The organism is Pseudomonas sp. MT92, from assembly GCF_058792515.1.
The window spans coordinates 36,508-51,834 of sequence record NZ_JBXAFA010000006.1 but is presented as its reverse complement, the minus strand read 5'-3'; the positions used below and the strand labels follow the sequence as shown (position 1 = coordinate 51,834).

Sequence of the window (15,327 nt, the reverse complement as noted above, 5' to 3'; positions counted from 1 at the left end):
AGCATTGAATAGACCCTGAAACACCTGAGTTTCCACGTGTCTGTTTCCAATTTCACGGAAATCCAACGCTTTTCAGGCGCCGGATCATAAGGCATTCCTCAGGGTTTGCAGCTGAGCGACCAGGCGGCTGAATTCGCCACTGGAAAGCCGTTGCTTCGGTCGCGGGCTCATGGCCTGGCTAATAGCGTGTGTGGGTTGGCCGGTCAGGCGTGCGAGCACCTGCCATTGTTCGCTGACGCCGAGTTGTTCATAACCCGGGTGGCGCCGTCGCATGCGATGCAGGATGTCCTGCTGCAATGCTTCCAACAGACGGCCCTGACCACTGCGGCGCAGCATGAAATCGGCACTGGCGTGCAAGTGCTCCTGCCATTGGCGACGAGCCTTCGTCGCTGGCTTCAGTAGCGGGCCGTGACGCACGCCGACGTGCCAGAAACCCAGGCCGATCAGGGCGATCAGGGCAACCAGCGCCTGGGGGAAATAACGCAACAACAAGGTCCACAGGCTGTCGTGATCGGTGTTGAACAACAGGGTCACGTTCGTGTCCGCGGTCAGGTACCAGAGCAGCCAGGCGTTGTCGTATTGATCGATAGCGGGGGTTTTCCACAGGTCGGCATCGGTCACCACAATGATCGAGCCAAGCCCATGGTTGAGCTGCATCATGTGCGTGCCCTTGGCACTGTTGGCCCAGGACTGGGCGAGGTTGTTCGGGTCTTCGAGATGGAACGCGGTGTCGAAGCTGGCATAGGCCGGCGCGTGTTCGTTTTCCAGATAGAGCTTGGTGAGTGTGGGATAGGGGTCGTCGCTGATGTCGGGCGGTGGGGCCTTGAGGTCTTTGCTCAAGGATTGGTGCAACTGGACCCGGTCCAGCAACAGATCGTTACTTTGTCCGGTCTTCTCATCCCACAGCGACTGAGCGACGAACAACAGGCGCCCGCCGGCCCGGGTCCAGCTCATCAGCTGGTCAATTTGCCGGGGTGTCATGGTGTAGCGGTCGCCGAGCAACAGCAGGCTATGGTGACGTGGCTCCAGGCTGGGCAGGACATCGAAGCGGTTGGCATGGCTGACGGTCAGGCCCTGTTTGCGCAGGAAATGTTCGGCGGCCAGGTAGGGATTGGCCTGGGCTTCGGGCGAGGGGCCGTGGTCGATTTCCGCCGGATAGGGGATTGCCTTGAGGTACAGATAAATACTCAGTGCGCCCAGCAACATGGCAATGATTACGCCAACCATTAGCCAGGCACGCCGGATCAATGGACTGCCTCCGGGCCGAACAAGCTGCGCCAGCCATCGCACAATTGCTGTCGCACATGTGCCGGTGGCGGTCGATGACCGTAGGCCATGTTCTGCCAGTGTCCGGTCAGGTTTCTGCTGTAAGCCGACAGGGCCGGTTGTTGTAATCGTTCGACACGCTCCAGGACTTGACCTTCGGTGTCGGCAGCTTTCAACGCGATGTTGAAGTCGTGCAGCAAGTGGCTGAGCAACGCGCGATAGAGCAATCCCAGCGCTTCCCGAGGGTGGGTTTGCCAGAGGCTTTCGGCGCTGGCGGCGATGTCGTGGGGGAGCGTGTCAGGACTCAGGTCCAGGCCGAAAGCCTGCTGCGGTAACGGTCGCGCGGCTTTTTCGCGCGGCCTCGGGCGACGGCTGAAGAAAGCCTGCAACCCGTGACGATAACGCCAGATCAACCCGCCGATGGCCGCCATCACGGTCCCCCACAACACCACTTCGATCAGCGTGGCCAATGCACTGAAGCGCTGGCTGTCAAACAGCTTCAACAGCGCTTTGAGCCACTCGGGAGTGCGGTCGTCGCTCTGGTTTTCGCGGGTCGCTTGCGCCTCGCCAAAGCGATAACGGGTCACGGTTTCCCTGTTCTTGAAGGGGGGCTGCTCGAGGATTGCCTTGATGCTGTCGCGGGACGCCTGGCTGGTCAGTGGTTGTTCCAGCAAACGCGGGCTGTCAGGTGTCATGGTCGACTCGGCTGCCCAGGCGTTCTGCGCGTTCGGCATCGACAGCATTATCGTCAGGAGCAACGCAACCGATGTACCGTTCAAACGCTTGCGGAGCTGGCGGAATACCCGTTCGATGTCCCAGGCTTCCAGCACGGTGCGCCGGTTCAGGTACAGGCTGAACCCGCAGGCAACGTAGATGGGCTCCCAAACGATCAGCACCAGGACATAGAAGGCATTGGTCAGGTGTTCCAGCCACTGCCAATCCTGAGTGCCGGCAGCAATCAGCGACTGCCAGTTCCAGTCGAGTGCAACCTGTTGTGGCAAGAGCAGGTAGAACAGCACCATCATGCCGATCCACAGCGCTGTTTCCAGATGCGCGCCTATTACCGTCAGCCACCGCGCCGCACCGGCGTCGCGCTGTAACAACACCTGTATGCGCTGCTGTCGCGCCTCTGCGCCCAGGCCTTCGAGCTGCACCACTGGCAATAGAAAACTGCGGCTCAGGCTCAGTCTTCGCCAGGTCAGGCTGGCCAGCAATTGGGGCTGGAGCAGTCGCGGCCATTGGAAAAGCGCCTGTTTCAGTGTGGGCGTTTCACCGAACATGGCTTTGGACAGAATGAACAACGGCAGGCGTTCGAAGGCCGGTTTCAGCCACCAGAAAAGGAATATCGCGAGAGACGGCGATGTCCAGAAGACCGCGCTGAACAGCACGAAAACCGGCAAGGTGACAATGGCCCAACTGGTCATCAGCAGGCGCCGGTGGCGTTGGCTCAACAACACGCCGAGGTCCATGGCTTCCCAGGTCGGACGCGGACGGATCACCACGCTGGCGTCACTCAGGCGCATGGCGGCTCCGTCCGGCAAACAGCAAATACGCCGCCATCAACATCCATAGTGCCGCACCGACCAGGTATTTGATCAGGGGCGAGGGCGCCGTCATCGACGACCAGTAGGCTTCGATAAAAGCCGCAACCAGCAGAAACAGCATGACCCCGCAAATCAGTAACACGCTCTTGCGCGCCGCCACCAGCAAGGCCTCCCCACGGGGCTGGCGCCCTGGTGCAATCAATGCCCAGCCCAATTGCAGGCCGGCGGCTCCGGCCAGGGCGATGGCCGTCAGTTCGAAGGCACCATGGCCGATCACGAATGACCAGAAGGTTTGCCCAAAGCCAATCCGGGTCAGATGCCCGGCTATCGCGCCGATCATCAGGCCGTTGAAAATCAGGAAGAATGCGCTGCCCAGGCCAAACAGCAAACCGCTGGCGAAGGTCTGAAAGGCGATCCCGGTGTTGTGCATGATGTAGTAGCCGAACATCGCCCAGTCTTCACTGGCCGCGCGTTCCGCCAAGCGTCCCAGGTGACCGGCGTCAGGATCGTACATGCCCTGCATCTCACTCACCTGTTCGGCTGGAATCAGGCTGTAGATCAGTTCCGGGTACAAGTACACCAATAGCGCGAAGCCGATCAGACTGCCAAAAAACATCAGGCAGGCAGCCAGCACGAAACGCCATTGCTCGCGTACCAGCCGAGGGAAGTCCGCCAGGATGAAACTCAACACATGGGGGCCGAGTCGGCTGCGGTGGCGATAAAGCTGTTGATGCCCGCGCAGCGCTTGTTGTTGCAACGAGTCGATGAGAAAACTGCTGTAGCCACGCTCCCGCGCCAATGCCAGGTGCTGGCAGAGACGGCGATAATCGCTGGGGAAGTTTTCGACGCCGGCGGCGTTCTTGTTCCCCTCCAGTCTGTCCAGCGTCCGGGAAAACTGCTCCCATTCGGCCATGTGCCGATGTTCGAAAAGACTTTGCTTCATGCCGACCCCAACAAACCACGGGCGATGCCGTTGAGCTCGGCCACCGCCTGTGGCGGCCGAACCTGCAGTGGTTGGGCGAGGATGGACGCGAGTTCGTTGACCCTGGCGGCAGAGAGTTCACTCTGGCGCTCGGCGAAGCCGATGATGGCCCTTTGCTCGGCCAGTGTCAGGGGAAATGCAGGGCGGCGGGGTTCGGCGGGCGGCAGCTGCGGCCGGCTCAGTGGTTGTTCGCGGTAGATGACCAGGGTGCCGGCGGCAATGTCACCGAGGCGTTTGAATCCAGGGTGTTGCAAGCAACTGATGGCGCCGAGGAAGTAACCGAACGGCAACAGGTCGACACATCGCAACAGGTTACGCAGCAACGATGCCGACCAGCCAATGGGGGTGCCGTCGTCCTGCACCACGCGCAGGCCCATCCACTGTTTGCCCGGTGAACGTCCCTGGTTGAGGACTTCGAACAGCACCATATACCACCAGCTCACCGCGAAGATCAGCAGTGAGCCCAGTCCGGCGCCCAGTTTTCCGAGCATCGCCAAAACAATGAACAGCGAGCCGAGGATCAACCCGCGCAGCATCAGGTCGATGGTGAACGCCAGCGCACGGACCATCAGCCCGGCCGGGCGCAATGGCAAATCGATGCCTTCCGGCGTTTCGACTTGATACCGCGTATCCAGTGGCAGGGACAGCGTTGCTTTCCTTGGCAGTGCTGTAGTCTCGAGCATGGGCTACCTGATGATGTGGCCTGATCGGGATGGACTGTCCTACGGATGCTAGCAGCCTCACCGGGGAATACGACACAACATGTATTGCACGGTAAACAAGCAGAGATGATTCAATGACAAGTTTGCTGGCCGGGGCGGGATATGAACGCCTAGACTTCGCCGATCTTCAGTTCAGGAATAGCCCGTGACCTCCATCTTCTGGTACGACTATGAAACGACGGGCATCAACCCCCGTTGCGATCGCCCACTGCAAATGGCGGGACTGCGTACCGACTTCGATCTCAATGAAATAGACGAGCCGGTCAATCTCTATTGTCAGCCCAGTGACGACATCCTGCCGCATCCGGCGGCCTGCGCGATCACCGGCATAACCCCGGGTCAATTGGCCGAGCACGGCCTGAGTGAAGCTGACTTCATGACCCGGGTGCATGCCCAACTCGCGGCGCCCGGTACTTGCGGTGCGGGTTACAACACCTTGCGTTTCGACGACGAAATGACTCGATACAGCCTCTATCGCAACTTTTTCGACCCGTACGCGCGGGAGTGGCAGGGTGGTAACAGTCGCTGGGATCTGATCGATGTAGTGCGCGCGGCCTATGCCTTGCGCCCCGATGGCATCGTCTGGCCGATGGATGATGAAGGCCGGGTGACGCTCAAGCTCGAACGTTTGACCGCCGCCAATGGCATCGACCATGGCAACGCCCACGAAGCGCTATCGGATGTACGGGCCACCATCGCGCTGGCGCGGCTGATCCGGGAAAAGCAACCGAAGCTGTATGACTGGCTGTTTAATCTGCGCAGCAAGCAAAAGGTGTTGGATCAGATTCGATTGCTGCAGCCGATGGTGCATGTCTCCGGGCGCTTTTCCGCGACGCGTAATTACGTCGGTGTGGTGTTGCCCCTGGCCTGGCATCCGCGTAACAAGAACGCCTTGATCGTCTGTGATCTGCAGCTGGATCCTCAGGGGCTGCTCGACCTGGACGCCGAGACATTGCGACAGCGGTTGTATACCCGTCGTGAAGATCTGGCCGAAGGTGAGTTGCCGGTTCCACTCAAGCTCATTCACATCAATAAATGCCCGGTGGTGGCGCCGATGTCGGTACTTCGCCCGGAAGATCAGCAGCGGCTGGGGCTGGATATGGCGCTTTATCAGCAGCGTGCGCTGCGGCTAAACGATGCGAAAAAAGTTTGGCAGGATAAAGTCTCGGCGATATACGCCCGCGAGGATTTCACCGCGAGTCAGGACCCGGAACAACAGTTATACGACGGTTTTATCGGTGATCGCGATCGACGCCTGTGCGAACAAGTGCGAATGGCCGATCCGGCACAATTAGCGCAAGCGCAATGGCCGTTCGATGATGAGCGTTTGCCGGAATTATTGTTTCGATATCGCGCACGTAACTTTCCCGATACGTTGAATTTCGACGAGCAAGAACGCTGGCGATTATTCTGTCAGAAACGTTTGTCAGTGCCTGAGTGGGGCGCTCCCAATACCCTGGAAAGTTTCGTACAGACCGCAGCCCAACTGAATGTTACTGCGACACCGTTTCAAAAATCGGTGCTGAATGAATGGCAGGAATATGTCCAGGGGTTGCGTAAACGTTTGAGTCTTTGAAAACGAAAATCCCCGAAGCCTGAACTCCGGGCATAAAAAAACGCCAGCGTATGCTGGCGTTCTTTTTTTGCAGTTCATTTCGCGACAAGCACCGCGGCTTAGCCCAGCAGGGTAGCCCAGCCTTCGACCACGTCACCGCCCCACTTGGCTTTCCACTCTTTCAGAGTCTTGTGGTTGCCACCTTTGGTTTCGATGACTTCGCCGTTGTGCGGGTTTTTGTATTGTTTAACTTTGCGAGCACGTTTGGTGCCGGTAGTTTTTACAGCGCCGCCGCGTGGTGCTTTGGTTTTGGATTCTGGATCCAGCAACGCGATGATGTCACGCAGGGACTTGGAGTATTCGCCCATCAGGGTGCGCAGTTTGCCTTCGAATTCCAGCTCGGTTTGCAGTTTGTCGTCTTGGGACAGGTTCTTCAAACGGGCTTGCAGCTCTTTGATAGCTTCTTCGGTGGCACGATATTCGTTGATCAGGGACATGATGACTACCTTATGCAGGTCATAGGATGGCAGGGAACAGTGCCGCAATAATAGTCAGGGTGTTTCATCAAGTAAACATTAAAGGGAGTTTTATTTAATTTAGTCGCGATGAAATTCGCCGCACACTGGATGTGCGGTTAAATAGTGCGATACACCGGCGCGGATATTCACAATTGTATGCTTGTAGATGTTTAACTACGCCGCTGTTACCGCCGGTTGCCGACGGCGGCAACGGTCCTGTCGCTGACGGTCGGGCATGGTGCTACGTCATCAATACTGCAGTTTTGCTGCGCAATCGTTAGAATGCCCGCCTTTGCGAAGTTCTGGAGTTTCCCCTCATGCGCACTTTTCGGCTGGTGATTTCTTGCCCGGACCGCGTCGGCATCGTTGCCAAAGTCAGTAATTTTCTGGCGTCCCATAATGGCTGGATCACTGAAGCGAGTCATCACTCGGACAATCTCAGTGGCTGGTTCTTCATGCGTCACGAAATTCGTGCCGACTCGCTGCCTTTCGGTATCGAAGCCTTGCGCGAAGCCTTTGCGCCGATTGCCGAAGAATTCTCGATGGACTGGCGCATCACCGATACCGAGCAGAAGAAGCGCGTGGTCCTGATGGCCAGCCGCGAGTCCCATTGCCTGGCTGATTTGCTGCATCGCTGGCACAGCGACGAACTGGACTGTGAAATCGCCTGTGTGATTTCCAACCACGACGACCTGCGCAGCATGGTCGAATGGCACGGCATTCCCTACTACCACGTGCCGGTCAATCCACAGGACAAGGAGCCGGCTTTCGCCGAAGTCTCGCGCCTGGTCAAACAGCACGATGCCGAAGTGGTCGTACTGGCCCGCTACATGCAGATCCTGCCGCCGGAACTGTGCCGCGAATATGCGCACAAGGTCATCAACATTCACCACAGCTTCCTGCCATCGTTCGTCGGTGCCAAGCCTTACCACCAGGCTTCCCTGCGTGGTGTGAAACTGATCGGTGCGACCTGCCACTATGTGACCGAAGAGCTGGACGCCGGGCCGATCATCGAGCAGGACGTGGTGCGCGTCAGCCACAGCGACAGCATCGAAGACATGGTGCGTTTCGGTCGTGACGTCGAGAAAATGGTGCTGGCCCGCGGTCTGCGTTATCACCTGGAAGACCGGGTGCTGGTGCACGGCAACAAAACCGTGGTGTTCTGACCGTCGCCACACGACACGGTTGAAATTCGGAGGGCCTGGGCGTTCAATCGCTTCAGGCCCTTCGCCGTTTCTACACTGAGGATATGTCTATGGCCGATCCACTGGATAAAGCCACTTCCAGGGCACCCGCCACGCTGGGGGAGGGCTGTTTGAGTCGTTATGACCCGGATGACATGAGCCCGGAGGACGGCACGGAGTTTCCCGGCGCGGCCCAATTGTGGGAGCAATTGCAGGAGCCGCCCGAAAAACCGCCTAAGCCTGCTTGAAGTTCATCAGCTTCTTGAGCAAGGGTCGGCCAAGCATCAATAGAAATACCGGGCCACCCACCAATAGATAAAAGTAGTAAGTCACCGCCCGCCAGATCAGGATCGCCGCTGCTGCCGTGGATTTCCCCACCATGGGCGCCAACAGCGCCGCCGATGTCAATTCCGCCGCCCCCGCGCCCCCCGGCAACAGACTGAATTGCCCTGCGCTCAATGACAGCATCTGGATCAGAAAACTCCAGGCCCACTGCAAGTCCGCGCCGAGCCCGCGCAGTGCCAGGTACAACACGCTGTAACGCAAGACCCAATGCAGGCAGGTCAGGGCAAACACCGTGATCAATGTCTGAAAGGGCAGCTTCAGGGTGTCGGTAAAGGCTGCAAGGAAATGCAGGAGCTTGCGGGCCCAGCGAACCCGGGTGCTGGCTTTGACATTGAGACGAGCCAGCAACCGGCCGGTCAGACGGATCAGCCCGCGATGATAGCGAGCCACGACGATGCAACTGATCAATCCGCCGAACATCGAGATCGCGCTGACGGTCAGCAACCATTCCATGCGCTGGCTCAAGTGCTGGAACAGGGCATAAATCAGAATCCCGCTCAACGCGCAGAGAAAGAACAGCAAGTCACTGAGCTGATCCATGGCGAACACCGCGCTGCCTCTCGCTGGCCGCACGCCGTTGCGTGCCAGCAGCGCCATGATCGTCAGTGGCCCGCCGCTGCCGCCCGGCGTGGCGCAGTAGGCAAATTCGGCGGCCATCACCACCCCGAGGCTTTTGACCGGGCTCACCTTATCCCGTTGATCTCCCAGCAACAGGCGCAAACGCAGCGTATTGATCAGCCAGCACAACAGGATCATGCCGAACATGATCAACAATTCGCTCAACGGAAAACTCTGCAATCGCGACCAGGTCTCGCTCCCGCCCAATAGCCAAGGGATCAGCACCGCCGCGAGCAGGCCGAGGAACAGCAGAAAGCCGCGACTCATGCGGCACGACCCATGCGCTCGCAGTGTCGTGCCAGCCAGTCTGCCTTGGTCATCGGTACTCGACCTTCGGCGATCAGGCGCTTGAGGGTTTGCAGCCAATACGTGCGGGAGAACTCATGGCGCATGTCCACCGGGTGCAGGCCGAGCCGAATCACCGGCGCTTGTCGCCAGCGTTGTTCGCGTTGATCACTGACCAGCTTCGATATTCCCCGGCGCCAGGCACTGCGCGCGCTCCAGACCAGGCCAGGGGCATCGACGACGGCAAAACCCGGCAATTGATAGAGGTGTTGCGGGTCGCTGGTGTAACTCAGCGGCAATTGACGCAAGGCCTGGCGCGTCCCTTCGCTCATCAGCCACGCCGGAGCGACGAAGCCATGCAGTGGCCAACGGTAACGCTGAAACATTTCGATGCCGGCGTGCAGGCGGGTGAGGGCCGCTTCCCGGGTCAGGCTGTAGAACTCGCCTTCGTGGGTGTAGACCCGGCGCATGAACCAGTCTCGGGGATTGCTCGCCATCGGTCCGTCGTCGCAATGGAAATAACCGTGCAACGCCAGCTCATCACCGCGAGCGAGTCTTCCGCTGAGCAGGCGACGGAATCCGGGATGCGCCTCCAGGTCATCGTGTTTGTGGAAGTTCGGCACCACCAGCCAGGTCACCGGCACGTTGCCCAAAGCATCGACGGCTTCGACAAAGGGCTGATAATCGGCCCAGGTGTGTGGTGCGACGTCGTGCAGCACCAACAACAGGCTGGGCGGGGCCATGGGCTCAGCCATTGGCCACCTGCGGCCATTGGCTGCCGAGTACGGCGTGATAGTGGCCGAGCAGGCTGTTGACCACGGTGTCCCAGGAGTAATGTCGTTCGACATGGCGCCGCGCTTGTTGGCCAAGGGCGGCGCAGCCCTGATTGAACAGTTCGTGCACCGCATTGGCCATCGCTTGCGGATCGTTGGGCGTACAGAGCAAGCCGCATTGACGGGTGACAATTTCCTCAAAGGCCCCGGCCGCCGCGGCCACCACCGGAATTCCGCTGGCCATGGCTTCGAGGATCACCAGGCCAAAGGTCTCCTGATCACCGGCATGCAGCAGCGCATCGGCACTGGCCATCAGGCGGGCGACTTGCGCGGCGGGGCAGAATTCGTCGACGACAGTGACATTATCCGGCACCGCAGCCGGCATCGAAGAGCCCACCAGCAGCAAGTGAAAGCGCCGGCCCAGGCGCTTCATGCACTCAAGCAGCACAGGCAGGTTTTTTTCTTTGGAACCGCGCCCGGCAAAGATCAGCAGATGGGTGTTTTCATCAATGCCCAGTTCGGCTCGCAGCCCCGGATCACGGGCGTCGGGGTGGAAGGTCTGCAAGTCGACGCCCAAAGGCTGCACGAAAACGTTCTTCACCCCCAGGCCTGTCAGTTTGTCAGCCATGACCCGACTGGGCGCCAGCACGCGGTCGAAATTGCCGTAGAGCTTCCTGACATAAGCCTCGATGTTGGGGGTGACCCAATTGCCCATCCGGTTGCTGATCAGCAGCGGCAGGTCCGAGTGGTAAAAACCAATGACCGGCACGTCCAGTTGCCGTCGGGCATCCAGGGCGGCCCAGGCGGTGAGGTAAGGGTCGCCGACCTCGATCAGGTCCGGTTGCAAATCCTGCAGGACATTGCGCCAGGGCGCGAGACGGAGAGGGAAACGATAACCCTTGCCGAAGGGCAGGGCGGGCGCTGGAACGGTGTAAATGCCATCACGTTCGCTAAAAGAGGCCCCAGGAATCAACAAACTGTGGCGGATACCCGGCCGGTTGCACAGGCGACGGTGTTTGGCATCCAGATAAGTGCGCACGCCACCGCTGGCGGGGGCGTAGAACATGGTTATGTCAGCGATGTGCACGATCAACATCCCTCCGGTCCGTTGCTCTCCCTTGGTTGACCTTAATGAAGAATAGTTGTTCGGTTGCGGATTTGTGGGCGAGGACGGAGGTAACGGCGATGTTATGGCGAGGGAGATTGCTCCCTCGCCATAAGGGGGGATCAGACGCTAGATTCGGAAACTGCCCACCAGGTGCTGCAGTCGCGCCGCCTGCTGTTCCAGATCGGCACAGGCACGCAAGGTCGCTTGCAGGTTTTCCACACCTTCTTGATTGAGGGTGTTGATTTCGGTGATGTCGACGTTGATCGACTCGACCACGGCCGTCTGCTCTTCGGTCGCCGTGGCCACCGACTGGTTCATGCCGTCGATTTCGCCGATGCGCTGGGTCACGCTGCTCAGGCGTTCGCCCGCCAGGTTGGCGATGTCCACGCTGTCCTGACTGTGGCGCTGGCTGTCGCTCATGGTACTGACCGATTCGCGCGCGCCGACTTGCAGCTCCTCGATCATGGTCTGTACCTGTTGCGCCGACTCCTGGGTGCGGTGCGCCAGGTTGCGAACTTCGTCGGCGACCACGGCAAACCCGCGTCCGGCTTCACCCGCTCGTGCGGCTTCGATGGCGGCGTTGAGGGCCAGCAGGTTGGTTTGTTGGGAGATGCTGGTGATCACTTCGAGAATCTGCCCGATGTTCACGGTTTTGCTGTTGAGCGACTCGATATTGCTGCTGGAGGCGCTGAGCATGCTCGATAGCTGATTCATCGCGGCAATGCTGCGATCGACCACGTGCTGGCCGTCTTCGGCCAGGCTGCGGGCATCGCTGGCCTGGGTCGATGCTTGCGCGGCGTTGCGGGCGATCTCCTGGGCGGCGGCGCCGAGCTGATTGATGGCTGCCGCCACACTGTTGGTGCGTGAGGCCTGCTGGTCGGAGTTGTACATCGAGGAGTTCGAGGCCGCGACGACCCGCAACGCGACTTCGTTGACCTGCCCGCTGGCCGAACACACTTCGCGGATCGAACCGTGAATGCGCTCTACAAAGCGGTTGAAAGCGGTGCCAAGGATGCCGAACTCATCGTGGTTCACAATGGTCAGGCGTTTGGTCAGGTCACCTTCGCCGTCGGCAATATCGGCCATGGCGCGAGTCATGACGTGCAACGGCTGGATCAGGATGCGGATCAGCATGCCCAGCAGGGCGATGATGATCGCCACGGCAATGACGGTGGCAACGACTGCCGAGGCGCGGAACTCGCTGAGCGTGGAAAAGGCTTTGTCCTTGTCCACGGATAAACCGATGTACCAGTTCACCGACGATAATCCTTTGATCGGGGTGAAGGTCATGATGCGGGTTTTGCCATCGACCTGGATTTCGCTCAGGTCGCTGCTGATGGCAGGCGTCTCCTGCGGGTAAACATCCTTGAGCGATTTCATCACCATCGATTTGTCGGGGTGGACCAGGATCTTGCCGTCCGAGCTGACCAGAAAGGCGTAGCCCATGCCGCCGAAGTCCAGCGCGTTAAGCGTGTCGGCGATCACTTGCAAACTCAAGTCGCCGCCGACGACACCGATGTTTTGTCCGTCCTTGATCACACTGTCGACGATGGAAATCACCAGTTGGCCAGAGGCCAGATCAATATACGGTTCAGTCAATGCAGGGCCGTTCGCGCTTTGCGCACTCTTGTACCAGGGGCGAGCGCGCGGGTCATAGCCATCGGGCATCTTGCTGTCCGGACGGATCATGAAAGAACCATCCTTGTTGCCCAGATAGGCGCCCATGAACGTCGACGTCACCGCTTTCTGCACAAGCAGATTGGAAACGTTGCCGGTATCAGGGTTCAGAGCGACGGTTTGCGACAGGTTTTCGATCAACAAGCTGCGACCGGCCAGCCAGGTCTGGATGTTGTTGGCAGTGACCCTGCCCATCTCCTGCAGATTATTGCCCAGGTCCCTTCGAATGGCGTTGCGCTGTAAGTAGTCGTTGTACAGCGTGAATGAGGCGAAGGCAGTAATGACGACGAGCGCGGCGGCAAGCAGGATTTTATGGCTGAAACGCAGATTTTTGTTCATGACTTAGGGGTCCGCTAAGGTCTTAATGTACAGCGCGTGCTTTTATAAAGAGACGCAAAATGTGCAAGGTTCAAAGCAAGTGATATTTCCGCCGCTCCTTAGAGAAATTTCTTACAGATTGTGTCTGTGTGCTTTGTAGTTATTTCTATCGGCCGTGTAGGACCAAAGATTAACCATGGGTGACCAAATGTCTGAGTCATTGCAAATCGTTATCGGCGCCGATCCCGCGGGGCAGCCGATCACCCAGGCCATGCGCCTGGCCAATCGCCACGGTTTGATCGCGGGCGCCACCGGGACAGGCAAGACCGTTACCTTGCAACGCATGGCCGAAGCCTTCAGTGACGCCGGTGTAGCGGTATTCGCCGCCGATATCAAAGGCGACCTGTGTGGCTTGGGCGCCGCCGGCAATCCCCAGGGCAAAATCGCCGAGCGGATCGCCGGCATGCCCTGGCTGAACCACAAGCCTCAGGCTTATCCGGTAACGCTGTGGGATGTTCACGGTCAGTCCGGTCATCCATTGCGCACGACCTTGAGCGAAATGGGGCCGCTGTTGTTGGGCAGTTTGCTCGAATTGACGGATAGCCAGCAGTCGGCGCTGTACGCCGCCTTCAAGGTCGCGGACCGCGAAGGCCTGTTGCTGCTGGACCTGAAAGACTTGAAGGCGCTGCTCAATCACCTCAAGGACAATCCGGCGTTGCTCGGCGACGACGCGGCGTTGATGACCACCGGGTCCAGTCAGGCGCTGTTGCGGCGCCTGGCGATCCTGGAACAGCAGGGCGCCGAAGCGCTGTTCGGCGAACCGGCGCTGAAACTCGAAGATATTCTGCAACCGGGTGCCGATGGGCGCGGACGTATTCATTTGCTCGATGCCAGTCGTCTGGTTCATGAAGCGCCGAAGGTTTATGCGACTTTCCTGTTGTGGCTGTTGGCTGAATTGTTCGAGCAATTGCCGGAGCGCGGCGATGCGGATAAACCGCTGCTGGCGCTGTTCTTCGACGAGGCACACCTGTTGTTCGCCGGTACGCCCAAGGCATTGCAGGATCGTCTGGAACAAGTGGTGCGGCTGATTCGCTCGAAAGGTGTCGGCGTGTATTTCGTCACCCAATCGCCGGCTGACCTGCCGGATGACGTACTGGCGCAGTTGGGTTTGCGCATCCAGCACGGCTTGCGCGCATTCACCGCCAAGGAGCAGAAATCCTTGCGGGCGGTGGCCGAGGGCTTCCGGCCGAACCCGGCGTTCGATGCCCTGTCGGTGCTGACCGAGCTCGGGATCGGCGAGGCGCTGGTCGGCACCTTGCAGGACAAGGGCACGCCGGAGATGGTCCAGCGGGTGCTGGTGGCACCACCGCAATCGCGGATCGGGCCGCTGAGTGAAGCCGAGCGCGCGGCATTGATTGCCAGCTCGCCATTGCAGGGGCGATATGACAAACCGATCGATCGCGAATCGGCTTATGAAGTGCTAATGGGGCGCAAAGGCCTGGCGCCTGAAGCTGTACCCGGCAAGCCGGCTCCGCAGGAGCCAAGTTTCACCGAACAGGCCGGCGAATTCCTCGGCACGGCGGCAGGGCAGGCGCTGAAGTCGGCGATGCGCCAGGCGGCAAACCAGTTGGGACGGCAACTGGTGCGCGGGTTGATGGGATCATTATTAGGCGGCAGCAAACGCCGCTGATTTGAGTCAGCGCGTAAAAAACGGTGGGAGCGGGCTCGCTCCCACATTGGTTTTTTATCAACCCTTGGGCCTGGCGTGCGCCGCCAATCGTTCCAGCGCGGCCCGCAGGTTCGGGTCGCTGATGCCGTCGGCTGTCGCCTGAATGGTGGCGGCGGCATCGTTGGACAAATCCATGGTATGCCCGGCGGCACCTTGCTGAACCGTAGGTGGCTGCACCTTGAACAGGATTCGCGTGAGGTTGGTGAACTCGTCGAACATCTGCAATTGCCGCTGCAGGCGCTTTTGTTGATAACGCAGTCGAGTGGCCCAATGACCGTCGGTGACAATCAGCAACAAACTGCCTTCGCGCCACGACGCTACATGACAATGCTCGCGGGCGGCCGGTTGCAGTTGGCTTTCCAGCAGCCGCTGCAGATGTCCAAGGCGTTGAGCGTGGCCGAGGATGGCCTTGAGCGGTTTGGCTTCGCGAAGCAGGACGGCGGGTGCTCTGGCCGTAAGAGGGCGAAATGCCATGATCAGACACCTGAAGTAACAGAGCCGCCATGGTAGCAGAAAGCACCGGATGCACCTGCCCCATTGCTTTTATGCGGGGTTTGCCCATTAAATCAACAAGTAACTTCTGTCGCCTATGGCTTGAAGTTCAGCCATTTGCCCCTATTTTAAGTGAGCCCCGTCACAGCGCTGTGCCAGCATCGTGGAATAACGCCACTTTCCTCACCATCGTTTCCGGGTAGAATGCTCG

General features: G+C 59.4%; 14 protein-coding genes and 1 pseudogene. 4 read left to right on the top strand and 11 right to left on the bottom strand.

Translation table 11 applies throughout. The features are described 5' to 3' along the window. Nucleotides 1-84: 84 nt before the first annotated feature. The 4 genes from AC1Q6D_RS12850 to AC1Q6D_RS12835 are packed head-to-tail and all read right to left on the bottom strand — an operon-like array spanning nucleotide 85 to nucleotide 4,475. A complete protein-coding gene (locus AC1Q6D_RS12850) occupies nucleotides 85-1,248 on the bottom strand; it encodes a DUF4350 domain-containing protein (protein WP_103403955.1) in 1,164 nt (387 codons plus the stop codon). Next, complete coding sequence (locus tag AC1Q6D_RS12845; protein ID WP_103403956.1) at nucleotides 1,245-2,789, bottom strand: DUF4129 domain-containing protein; 1,545 nt, start codon at nucleotides 2,787-2,789, stop codon at nucleotides 1,245-1,247. Before AC1Q6D_RS12845 ends, AC1Q6D_RS12850 begins: the two co-directional genes overlap by 4 nt. Then, a complete protein-coding gene (locus AC1Q6D_RS12840; protein WP_103403957.1) occupies nucleotides 2,776-3,753 on the bottom strand; it encodes a stage II sporulation protein M in 978 nt (325 codons plus the stop codon). Before AC1Q6D_RS12840 ends, AC1Q6D_RS12845 begins: the two co-directional genes overlap by 14 nt. Further along, nucleotides 3,750-4,475, bottom strand: coding sequence for an RDD family protein (locus tag AC1Q6D_RS12835; RefSeq protein WP_103403958.1), 726 nt, complete (start codon nucleotides 4,473-4,475; stop codon nucleotides 3,750-3,752). The genes AC1Q6D_RS12840 and AC1Q6D_RS12835 overlap by 4 nt, the downstream gene beginning before the upstream one ends. Nucleotides 4,476-4,659: 184 nt before the next feature. Between AC1Q6D_RS12835 and sbcB the strand changes: the two genes are divergently transcribed. Then, nucleotides 4,660-6,090, top strand: coding sequence for an exodeoxyribonuclease I (sbcB, locus tag AC1Q6D_RS12830; RefSeq protein ID WP_103403959.1), 1,431 nt, complete (start codon nucleotides 4,660-4,662; stop codon nucleotides 6,088-6,090). 98 nt (nucleotides 6,091-6,188) lie between these two features. On the opposite strand, the gene mvaT is transcribed toward sbcB, so the two are convergent. Further along, complete coding sequence (gene mvaT / locus AC1Q6D_RS12825; protein ID WP_007933316.1) at nucleotides 6,189-6,566, bottom strand: histone-like nucleoid-structuring protein MvaT; 378 nt, start codon at nucleotides 6,564-6,566, stop codon at nucleotides 6,189-6,191. 338 nt (nucleotides 6,567-6,904) lie between these two features. Here mvaT and purU point away from each other — a divergent pair, with 338 nt between their 5' ends. Both purU and AC1Q6D_RS12815 read left to right on the top strand, forming a co-directional pair. Beyond that, nucleotides 6,905-7,753, top strand: coding sequence for a formyltetrahydrofolate deformylase (gene purU, locus AC1Q6D_RS12820; RefSeq protein ID WP_020797876.1), 849 nt, complete (start codon nucleotides 6,905-6,907; stop codon nucleotides 7,751-7,753). An 89-nt stretch (nucleotides 7,754-7,842) separates the two neighbouring features. Next, complete coding sequence (locus AC1Q6D_RS12815; protein WP_167361790.1) at nucleotides 7,843-8,019, top strand: hypothetical protein; 177 nt, start codon at nucleotides 7,843-7,845, stop codon at nucleotides 8,017-8,019. On the opposite strand, the gene gpgF is transcribed toward AC1Q6D_RS12815, so the two are convergent. From gpgF to AC1Q6D_RS12790, 5 genes and pseudogenes are all read right to left on the bottom strand, one after another. Then, the gene (gene gpgF, locus AC1Q6D_RS12810) at nucleotides 8,006-9,001 is read right to left on the bottom strand and encodes a glucosaminyl phosphatidylglycerol flippase (RefSeq protein ID WP_103403960.1); all 996 of its coding nucleotides are present in this window, start codon (nucleotides 8,999-9,001) and stop codon (nucleotides 8,006-8,008) included. The genes AC1Q6D_RS12815 and gpgF overlap by 14 nt on opposite strands. Then, entirely contained in the window at nucleotides 8,998-9,774 is a 777-nt protein-coding gene (gpgD, locus tag AC1Q6D_RS12805; RefSeq protein WP_103403961.1) for an N-acetylglucosaminyl phosphatidylglycerol deacetylase, read from the bottom strand. The genes gpgF and gpgD overlap by 4 nt, the downstream gene beginning before the upstream one ends. Further along, the gene (gene gpgS / locus AC1Q6D_RS12800; RefSeq protein WP_103403962.1) at nucleotides 9,767-10,888 is read right to left on the bottom strand and encodes an N-acetylglucosaminyl phosphatidylglycerol synthase; all 1,122 of its coding nucleotides are present in this window, start codon (nucleotides 10,886-10,888) and stop codon (nucleotides 9,767-9,769) included. The genes gpgD and gpgS overlap by 8 nt, the downstream gene beginning before the upstream one ends. Before the next feature lie 138 nt (nucleotides 10,889-11,026). Beyond that, nucleotides 11,027-11,791, bottom strand: coding sequence for a methyl-accepting chemotaxis protein (locus tag AC1Q6D_RS12795; protein ID WP_371919898.1), 765 nt, complete (start codon nucleotides 11,789-11,791; stop codon nucleotides 11,027-11,029). Between the two features lie 93 nt (nucleotides 11,792-11,884). Continuing rightward, nucleotides 11,885-12,916: pseudogene (locus tag AC1Q6D_RS12790) on the bottom strand (HAMP domain-containing protein); the annotation flags it as partial. A gap of 187 nt (nucleotides 12,917-13,103) precedes the next feature. On the opposite strand from AC1Q6D_RS12790, the gene AC1Q6D_RS12785 reads away from it, so the two are divergent. Then, on the top strand, nucleotides 13,104-14,585 hold the full coding sequence (locus AC1Q6D_RS12785) for a helicase HerA-like domain-containing protein (protein ID WP_103403974.1): 1,482 nt from the start codon (nucleotides 13,104-13,106) through the stop codon (nucleotides 14,583-14,585). A 57-nt stretch (nucleotides 14,586-14,642) separates the two neighbouring features. Here AC1Q6D_RS12785 and AC1Q6D_RS12780 read toward each other — a convergent pair whose 3' ends face one another. Continuing rightward, nucleotides 14,643-15,098, bottom strand: a complete 456-nt coding sequence (locus AC1Q6D_RS12780; protein WP_047532534.1) for a DUF721 domain-containing protein — start codon at nucleotides 15,096-15,098, stop codon at nucleotides 14,643-14,645. Nucleotides 15,099-15,327: the final 229 nt, after the last annotated feature.